At 67.5% G+C, this 8,571-nt stretch carries 8 protein-coding genes; 6 read left to right on the plus strand and 2 right to left on the minus strand.

Annotated elements, in window-relative coordinates:
* Positions 1–125: 125 nt before the first annotated feature.
* On the minus strand, positions 126–1,172 hold the full coding sequence (locus tag ACFW2E_RS08890; RefSeq protein ID WP_384463544.1) for a zinc-binding dehydrogenase: 1,047 nt from the start codon (positions 1,170–1,172) through the stop codon (positions 126–128).
* Positions 1,173–1,505: 333 nt separating this feature from the next.
* Between ACFW2E_RS08890 and ACFW2E_RS08895 the strand changes: the two genes are divergently transcribed.
* Positions 1,506–1,736: a hypothetical protein gene (locus ACFW2E_RS08895; RefSeq protein ID WP_384463547.1), complete on the plus strand. Its 231-nt coding sequence runs from the start codon at positions 1,506–1,508 to the stop codon at positions 1,734–1,736.
* A gap of 302 nt (positions 1,737–2,038) precedes the next feature.
* Here ACFW2E_RS08895 and ACFW2E_RS08900 read toward each other — a convergent pair whose 3' ends face one another.
* Positions 2,039–2,242: a hypothetical protein gene (locus ACFW2E_RS08900; RefSeq protein WP_384463550.1), complete on the minus strand. Its 204-nt coding sequence runs from the start codon at positions 2,240–2,242 to the stop codon at positions 2,039–2,041.
* A gap of 484 nt (positions 2,243–2,726) precedes the next feature.
* Here ACFW2E_RS08900 and ACFW2E_RS08905 point away from each other — a divergent pair, with 484 nt between their 5' ends.
* The 5 genes from ACFW2E_RS08905 to ACFW2E_RS08925 all read left to right on the plus strand — a co-directional run bounded on the left by ACFW2E_RS08905 (position 2,727) and on the right by ACFW2E_RS08925 (position 8,276).
* Positions 2,727–3,101 carry a hypothetical protein gene (locus ACFW2E_RS08905; protein ID WP_384463553.1) on the plus strand — a complete coding sequence of 125 codons (375 nt, stop codon included), beginning with the start codon at positions 2,727–2,729 and terminating at the stop codon, positions 3,099–3,101.
* 1,175 nt (positions 3,102–4,276) lie between these two features.
* Positions 4,277–6,151, plus strand: a complete 1,875-nt coding sequence (locus ACFW2E_RS08910; protein ID WP_384463556.1) for a C1 family peptidase — start codon at positions 4,277–4,279, stop codon at positions 6,149–6,151.
* Positions 6,152–6,219: 68 nt separating this feature from the next.
* Positions 6,220–6,543 (plus strand): protease inhibitor I42 family protein, encoded by a 324-nt coding sequence (locus ACFW2E_RS08915; protein ID WP_384463559.1) that lies wholly within the window; start codon positions 6,220–6,222, stop codon positions 6,541–6,543.
* Between the two features lie 555 nt (positions 6,544–7,098).
* Positions 7,099–7,419 (plus strand): PadR family transcriptional regulator, encoded by a 321-nt coding sequence (locus tag ACFW2E_RS08920; RefSeq protein WP_384463562.1) that lies wholly within the window; start codon positions 7,099–7,101, stop codon positions 7,417–7,419.
* Positions 7,416–8,276, plus strand: coding sequence for a hypothetical protein (locus ACFW2E_RS08925; protein ID WP_384463565.1), 861 nt, complete (start codon positions 7,416–7,418; stop codon positions 8,274–8,276). The genes ACFW2E_RS08920 and ACFW2E_RS08925 overlap by 4 nt, the downstream gene beginning before the upstream one ends.
* Positions 8,277–8,571: the final 295 nt, after the last annotated feature.

Raw genomic sequence — 8,571 nt, forward strand, 5'->3', positions numbered from 1 at the left:
ACACCCCAACAACGCTACCTGCGCCCCCTTTGGGGACCTCACCCCCGCGGCACCGCCCCCACCCCCCCCGCCCCGCCCCCCCCCCGGGGGGGGCACGGCGCCGGTGCCCCCAACCCCCCGCCCGGCTACGGCTTGATGACGATGCGGACAGGATCACCCTCCTTGGTCCGCAGCCGCTCCACGCCCAGGCCGACGTCCTCCAAGGGCAGCACGTCGGAGACCGAGCGGGACAGGTCGAGGCGGCCGGAGGCCAGCAGTCGCATGATCCGTGTGAGGTGCTGCCGGGTGTAGCCGTCGTGTCCGAGAACGGCGTGGTTGAAGTACCCGAAGCTGATCGTGTTCTCGGTGAGACGAATCGGCTCCTGGGACATGCCGATCGCGACCGCTCGCCCGTAGCGGCCGAGACAGGAGACCGCCTGGTCGAGCGCGTTGCCCACGCCCGACAGTTCTGCCGCCAGGTCGAGCCCCTCACCGTCGGTGAGCCGCAGCACCTCTTCGCGGACGTCGGCCGTGAGTGGATTCAGGGCGTGGTCGGCTCCGACCTCCAGTGCCCGCTGCACGGCGGCGTCGAGGGTGTCCACGGCGACGATCAGGCTCGCTCCGGCGAGGCGGGCGGTCTGCACGGCGTGGACGCCGAGGCCGCCGACTCCCCACACGCCGACGGTCTCGCCCGGACGCAGCCCACCGCGGTCGAGCAGCGCCGAGAACGGCGTGGCCACCGCGTCGGCGCAGATCGCCGCCTGTTCGATCGGCACGCCGTCGGGCACCTCCACCAGTGTGCTGCTCAGTGTGATGACGTACTCGGCCCAGGCACCGTCCCAGTTCTGACCCATCGTCTGGGGCGCGAGGCAGCCCAGTGGGTCCCCGCAGTGGCGGCAGGAGCCGCAGGGCCTGCCCGGCGCGATCACCACCCGTTGCCCCGGCTGCCAGTACGGCACGTCGGGCCCGGTACGAGCGATCGTGCCCGCCGGTTCGTGCCCAGGAGTGACTTCCTCCAGTGGGCAGGGCAGCGTGCCGTCGATCATGTGCACGTCCGACAGGCAGATGCCGCACGCCTCGACGCGGACAAGTAGCTCACCCGGCCCCGGCTTGGGGACAGGCATGTCCTTGACCACGGACAACCGCCCGTCGGCGCGTTCGAAACGAGCGGCTCGCATGGTGTTCGCCGACATCGTCCCGCCTCCCGCAGGGGTGCCTCCTGATGAGGCCGGTGCGCGGCAACCGGACCGACGGACACGGGTTTTCCAGGGAGGCTCGTCACCAAGGCCCTGTCCGGCCACCGTCCCGAAGCGGTTGGCCGTCACATCCGCCCCATCAGTCGCGCTGTTACCAGCCTACGTCCGGGTGCCTGCCACTGCGAGCGAGCCCCGCATCGCCATGGGCTGCCTGCCCTGCAGCGGTTGGTGGGCTTTCGGCCCTCAAGGAGGGCGACTGTTCCGGCACGAACATCCACGCTCTCGTTGGCGTTCCCCCTGTCGCTCGGAAGTGCGGAAATCGGGTTCCGGATGCGGCGCACGGTCGGGGACCACCAGTGGGCCCTCCTCGCCTGCCAGCAGTTCCACGGCGCCGTGGTCCACGTGGAGTCCACCCTCCTCGTCCGGCTTTTGGGTCCGCGCACAGTGCTGCACCAGGCGGTGCAGCTCGAACCGGCTGTCGACCTCGTCCACAGGCCCGCTCGAGACGATGTGTCGGACGGGTTCACCGACCCGCCCGCTGTCGCGCAGCGCGGTGCGTAGCCCGTCGGGAAGCACGGTCCGGTCAGCGAGATCCGTGAGCAGCCTCAGGTCGAGGGGCCAGGTCCGACGTAGGAGCACAGCCTCAGCGGATCGAGGGCATCAGAGGAGGTCGCGCTCAGCCGGTCGCCGGCTATGGCACCGGCAGCCGTCCGGGATGACCGTGACGTCGGGGCGGCCGCTCTGGCAGCAGTGGAGTTCTTCGCTCCCACAGGTCGCCGGGAACAAGATCAATAGACACCAGCCGGACCCTGCTCCGAAGGACCTTCAACCATCAGCCGAAACGCCGATCTCACTTGAAGTGCTCATCGGCCCTCTTCCGGCGCTGACCGCCGGTCGGCGAGGCGATCCTGGTCGGCAGCGTTACCGGTACGAGCCTCGGTGCGGTGACCCCGTGCCAGGTAGTCCCGGACGATCAACTCGACAGCGTCCTGTGGGTTCCTGGCACCGGCCAGCAGCATGACCTCGATGGCCAGATCGCTGTCCAGGCTGATGGTGACCTTCGCCATGACACCTCCTGAAGGGCTCCCCAGCAGCCTATCCAAGATCGGTGGCCAACGGTCGGCGATGGGTAGGTTGCCGCACCCGGGAGACAGCGGGCGTGCGACTGCGGCCGGGGTGGAGTGCGGGTGAGGCTTTCGCATCGGCGTGGGCGGTGGAGTGCGGGTGGTGGGAGCGGAACAAGGGGATCCTCGGTCGGCTCCGGTTGGGGCGGCGGCAACCGCCTCAGTACGCGGGCGGCGTCCTGGACGAGCGCGCAAGGCCCCTCGCGCCACCCAAACCACGGCTCTCGACACTTGCTGAGTAAACGCTGCATCCAGGCTTGCGCGTCAATCCTTGTCATCGGGCGACCCTCGTAGACCGCCTTTCGATCATTGTGTGTCACCTATGGAGAGGCGCCCCTGGCACTGCATTCGCCAGCCTACGGTGCCGCCACGAGGGCGGGTCCGGAACAGGCGGCCCGCTGCAGTTGACAACCAAAGGGGAAACTCCGTGACGAGTGTGGAAGTGTCGCTGAAGGAGATGATGGCGGGGGTCGACGGGGCACTGGGGGCGGCGGTCGTCGACTACACCAGCGGCATGGCCCTTGGCACCCTGGGCGGCGGCAAGGGCTTGGACCTGACGGTCGCCGCGGCCGGCAACACGGATGTCATCCGCTCCGAGGTGCGCACCATGGAGCATCTGGGCCTCAAGGGCCAGATCGAGGACATTCTGATCACCCTGGAGAAGCAGTACCACCTCATGCGACTGGTCGCCGGCCGCAACGGCAACGGGCTGTTCCTCTACCTTGTGCTCGACAAGACTCGCTCGAACCTGGCGATGGCTCGCCACCAACTCAAGAAGGTGGAGGAGCAGCTCGAGGTGTAGTCCGCTCCAAAGCCGGGCTGACGCGTGCTCACAATGTGAAGAACTTTTCAAGTCATCACATACACATCACCTCAATTCATGGGGTGTGGGCGACGCGGCCCCGGCCGGGAAAGGTCTGCGGGGTGGGCGAGTTTCTGCGGCGGCGCGTCCTCGGAGCGCCGCCGCACGCGCCCCCGCGAGGAGACCATCGCCAAGGTCCATCGCTTCGTCCTGAAGCGGTCGGTGGAGCCGTGTCGGTGCAAACAGCCTCGTGCGGACATCGCCGCGGCTGAGGACTGTGTCCGCTGAGGGTGATGGTGGCCTCCATGCCGTGGCGCCCGCCTCGGCATCGACGGCGAAGTCGTACAACGCGCCCCCACTGTCGAAGAATTCACGGTGATCCTCTGACACCGGGTGGTCCAGCGGACCTTCGGCTGGCTCCTGAGTCACCGCCGGCTCGCCCGCGGCGATGAGGCGCGCCGTCACCGGTCCGAAGTCATAATCGTGTCGCGTGGATCGACCTCATGAGCGCAGACTCACCTGCGAATCCACCCCGAACTGGCGCGACATCCAAACCTGGAACGGAACACGGCTGCCGGGACAAAGTGCTCGTTGGATGGACGTCGTGGAGTCTGCATCGGATTCCATGACGGAATTCCACCTTCCGAATTCAAGCTGCAGATCGGGGTCACGGAGGGCATTCTGCTCGAGCGACTTCTGGGCAAGCTGCCGAGGTATCGGGATGGAGGGGATCCGGCTGTGTGCCGGCGGCACCTCCTGTACGTCACGAAGCGGCGGACGGGGTTGCTCCCTCCGGGTGCGAAGGCGTCAAGGGCGGCACGCTTGTTGTTGGATGGGCCAGCGGGTAGGCCGTGACAATGGTGGTGAGAGCGTGATCAGCGGAAGAAGATCGCAAACGGTCCCGTAGCTGGGTCGCTGAATTAAATGGCGTAAAAATAATCACCTCCGAGGCGGGGCGTATTTCTTGCGGTGAGCGTTGCCGACGGTCTCACGCTGGTCTACGGTCCTGACCGGCGACCCGCGCTGGCGGGTGAGCTTACGGCCAGGCTCATTTCCATTTATGGAAATGCCTCGTTGCGAACCGGGACGGCTGACGTAACAGGAGATCCAGGATCCCCTCTCGCACCAGGCGGCAGGGCCAGGCGAAAACCTGAGGTATGGGGGAAGGAATCGCAATGGTCACTTATGGAGAGGTGCGCCGGGCGCTGGGGGGCCCGGAGGTGCGCTGGCACACGGACGCGCGACCGGACGACGCCGAACAGGTGCCGGTTCATCCGCTTGGCGTACCCAGCGAGGCACAGCTCGTGCCCGCGGCCGTTGTACCGCAGATCGATCTGGCCGGCCTGCTGGAAGAGCACCCCACGGCCAACCACTTCCTGGCTGCTCGCCGGGCGGCGCTCGGGCTGCCGACCGGCCCGCTGGCCGTGGACGACGAGCTGATGGCCCGCGCGGCACCGCAATCCGGCGTGGACGAGGCAGGGTTGAGTCTTCAGCTGGACTGGCGCAACCGGTGGGGCCTGAACTGGGTCACTCAGGTCAGGGACCAGGATCCGTGCCAGTCGTGCGTGGCCTTCGGGACCACTGCCGTAGTGGAGAGCCGGGTGAGGATCGAGCACGCCGTCTGGTGTGTGAGGTCCGAGGGCGATTCGCACGACGGCCTGGGACTGCACTGCGCGGACGGCTCCTGGCCGAACACCTACTTCGACTGGATCAAGGCGCATGGTCTCGCCGACCCGGGGTGTTGGCCCTACCGCACCGACAATGCCGCCTACCATCCGACTCCCGACCGCAACGGACGGATCGTCAAGATCGACGGCTACCAGCAACTCGGCACGGCCAACGACCAGAAGCAGTGGCTCGATGCCGTCGGTCCGATCACATGCTGCATCGAGGTGCCCGACGACTTCTTCGCCTACCGCACCGGCGTCTACCACAAGACGGTGCAGCACATCGCGGGCCTGCACTGCATCGCGATCGTCGGGTACAGCGACCCCGATCGCTGCTGGATCGCCAAGAACTCCTGGGGGCGGGGCTGGGGCGACGGAGGCTATGTGCGCATCGGCTACGGCGAGATCCGTATCGACGAGTTCGCCAAGTACGGAGTGCTGGCGACGAACCCGGACCCGTGGACCAAGCGCCGTTTGCACAATGGAAACCTGTATGAGAGTGGCAATGGTGCCACCCACCGCAACTTCGAGATGCTGGCCATCACCAATGGCTCGGCCGTCCAGCACTGGTGGCGCGACAACACGGCCGCCGGCTTCCCGTGGGCACGAGCCTCCGTCTTCGGGTTGGACGCGGCCGTCTGCCCCACGCTCACCAGCACCACCTTCAACCGCAACTTCGAATGCGTCTACCTCACCGGAGCCGGGCGGCTGCACCACTGGTGGCTGGACCAGAACAGCGGCAAGTGGAACGACGGCGGCGTCTTCGGCCCGGCGAATGCGGCAGGGGTGCCGGGCTTCATCCAGTCGAACTACGGCGCGCCGGGCAACTTCGAGGTCGTCGTACGAGTCGGCAGCGGTCAGTTGCAGCACTGGTGGCGCGACGGCGCGGGCTGGCACCCGGGACCGCTCTTCGGTGCGGGCGTGGCCTTCAGCGGTGCGTCGCTGGTGCAGAGCAACTATGGTGTGCAGGGCAATTTCGAACTGGTCTGCGTACTCGGCACGGGCCAGATGCAGCACTGGTGGCGGGACAACGACCACGGCATGGCCTGGAACGCGGGCCCTGTCTTCGGCTCCGGCATCGCCAGTGCGCCGGTGATGATCCAAGGCCAGTACGGCATGGCCACCGAGAACGGTGTCGGCAACTTCGAGTTGTGCGTCGCCGCGGGAGGCCGGGTCCAGCACTGGTGGCGCGACAACACGGTGGACATGAGCTGGCATTTGGGCGCGGTCTTCGGCCACGATGTTGCCTCGGTCGCCGGACTCGTCGAAGGCAGCTTCGGCCTCAACCTCGAGGTCGTGGTCCTTCGCACCGACGGCCGGCTTCAGCACTACTGGCGTGACGGAGCGGGCTGGCACGAGGGGACAGTCATCGGCCAGGCGTGACCCGCCTACACCGTGTGGGGCTGCCCAGCCGCTGCCCCACATGTCTCCCCACCTCGAACGGCGCACCGATGACCATCCCCGAACACACGGAGCCCGGCCCCGTTGCTCTGGAGCCCGGCGCGAGCTTCCTGATCCGGCTGCCCGCCCTCGGTTCCGCGGGTTACACCTGGACCTGGGAGTTGGAGGGGGACACGAGCGTCGTCGAGGTGGCCCAGGGGCGCCCGCCCGCCAAGGAACTCGAGGGGCGGCCCCCGGGTACCTCCGCCGACCTGCTCTTCGTCGTGAAGGCCCTACGGCAGGGCCGAGTTCTGCTGCATTTGGAGCACCGGCGTCCATGGGAGGAGACGCGGCCGCCCCTCCAGCGGCGCACGTACGAGATCCGGGTTGAGTAGGGCGGTCGGGCACGTATGGGGACGCGACTCGCGCGTTGCGCACCCGCTCGCACAGAAATCGGCCGTGATCAGTGCCCGGCGCATCTGCCGCCCGCGGGATCTGCCCGGCGGTTTCGCCTGCTCGGCAACGTTGTTCGTCGTGCAGACCGAGTAGGGGCCGGGCAGACCGAGTAGGGGCAGGGCCTGGCCGACCACCCGGTCTCCTCCGGATCGCCGACGCCTTCTTCCCGGACGACGGCCCTGCACCCGTCGTTGTCGACGATGTGGCGGCAGTACCGCATGGAGGTGCGACCAACGTCGGGCGTTTCCTGGACGCGTGAGGTCTTCCGGGGCTGGGTATCCGGCCGGCCGCGCCGTGCCGCAGCACGGTGGCAAACCGCCCAGTGGGGGTTTGCACGGTCAGCTCCTGTCAACCATTCGAACGGCCAACTCCGCTGTCAGGTCCTCGGCTTATACGGGCGTGCGCGGTATCGCCTTGCGGGGCCAGCGGCGCTCGAGTGACTACTACGTACAACGATATACCGTGTAACGTAGTATGAACGAAGGGAGCACCTGATGCCTCGTCAACGTGACCGCGTCGGATGGGCTGATCCTGGGCTACTGATCCTGGCCAGCCTGGCCGACGGCGCCAAGCACGGCTACGCAATCATCAAGGACGTCGAGGAACAGACGTCCATCAGGCTGGGGCCGGGGACGTTGTATGCCGCCATCTCCCGCCTGGAGGGATCCGGGCTGGTCGCGGCGGTGGACGGGGACGAGCGCCGCCGGCCCTACCGCCTCACCGTAGAAGGCCAGGCCGTACTCGACGACAGACTCCGGGCGATGGCCCGCTTCGCACGCGCCGGGTTGACCCGGCTGGGGGTAGCAGGCGCATGATCAACGTGACGGCCCGGATGATCCTGCGGGCGTACCCTCCCTCGTTCCGCGAGCGCTACGGCTGTGAACTGGAGACACTGGTGGAGGACACCGGCGCCGGCCCAAGCGTCGTCGCAGACCTCCTCATCGGCGTGCTCCAGGCGTGGCTTCGTCCCGTGATGCCTGTTGACACCGTCGAGCGGCGCCGTCGGCGCATGCAGGCAAGTGTTGCCGCAGCCTGGGTCAGTTGGTGCGCCGCACTATATGTCTTGCAGTTGTTGAGCTGGGTTCTGGACGATCTACTGGATCCGGATTCCCTGAACTGGGTGTGGCCCCTGTTCGGCGTGGCGCGCTATGCCATGTACGGCGGTGGGCTCATCGCGCTGTTCGGCGCACTATCGCTGCTTGTGGAGACCTCCAAAACCGGCAACTGGGCCGCCTGGCGCCCGCTGGTGGCTCTCGTTGCGCTGCTGTCCGTGGCGTTCGGCGGGTTCTTGCTCCTGATGGTCGCCTATCTGGTCGATCCGCCCTCCTATTGGCTGGGGGCTCTGGGGTGGCTTGGGCTGGCAACGTTCCTCATCGCTGCGGCAGTGACACCCGCCGCCGTGGTCACCCGTTGTCGACCGTCTGCCGAGGTCTTGCGGCCGCTTGCCTTGCTCGGGGTCGCGATGGCGTTCGGCGTGGCCGGCTCGTGGATTGCCGTCGTCGCTACCCTCTCGGTGTTCATCGCGCATCCCGGTGTCGCGTCCAAGACCCCGCCCACGCTGTTCGCTCTCGCTGCTGTCACTGTTGCCGCCTCTATAACAGCCGTGGCCAGCTCCGGTCGCGGAGCCAAGGCCGCGCTTGAGAAGGCGGGTCCGGAGGAAGTCCTTCGGTGAGCTGCAGTCCGTCGCTCCACCAGGTCGTCGAAGGCAGTGACGCGCCCTTTTCCATGGACACGGATGTCGTTCGGGTTCCGCACGACTGGAAGTGGTGATCTTCGCGTCGCGTGAGGGTGTATTCCTCTGTGGCATTGAGGCGCATGCGTGCCTCCTGCACAGACATGCGGGAGGAAGTCGTGCCGATCGAGATGACGTGTGAGGCCGTGGAGGCCACTCTGATCGGAGCACGGGCTTCCTGACCGTGCAGGGGGGGGGCGCCCCTGGTGGGGGCCCCCCGCCCCGCGGGCCCCCC

It is taken from the genome of Streptomyces sp. NPDC058964 (genome assembly GCF_042741275.1).
Lineage (GTDB): Bacteria > Actinomycetota > Actinomycetes > Streptomycetales > Streptomycetaceae > Streptomyces.

What these genes read in the sequence shown, in the direction of transcription:
- ACFW2E_RS08925 (WP_384463565.1), top strand. Translation starts at nt 7,416, where the DNA reads ATGATCAACGTGACGGCCCGGATGATCCTGCGGGCGTACCCTCCCTCG.
- ACFW2E_RS08890 (WP_384463544.1), bottom strand. Translation starts at nt 1,172, where the DNA reads ATGTCGGCGAACACCATGCGAGCCGCTCGTTTCGAACGCGCCGACGGG.
- ACFW2E_RS08920 (WP_384463562.1), top strand. Translation starts at nt 7,099, where the DNA reads ATGCCTCGTCAACGTGACCGCGTCGGATGGGCTGATCCTGGGCTACTG.
- ACFW2E_RS08915 (WP_384463559.1), top strand. Translation starts at nt 6,220, where the DNA reads ATGACCATCCCCGAACACACGGAGCCCGGCCCCGTTGCTCTGGAGCCC.
- ACFW2E_RS08900 (WP_384463550.1), bottom strand. Translation starts at nt 2,242, where the DNA reads ATGGCGAAGGTCACCATCAGCCTGGACAGCGATCTGGCCATCGAGGTC.
- ACFW2E_RS08895 (WP_384463547.1), top strand. Translation starts at nt 1,506, where the DNA reads ATGCGGCGCACGGTCGGGGACCACCAGTGGGCCCTCCTCGCCTGCCAG.
- ACFW2E_RS08910 (WP_384463556.1), top strand. Translation starts at nt 4,277, where the DNA reads ATGGTCACTTATGGAGAGGTGCGCCGGGCGCTGGGGGGCCCGGAGGTG.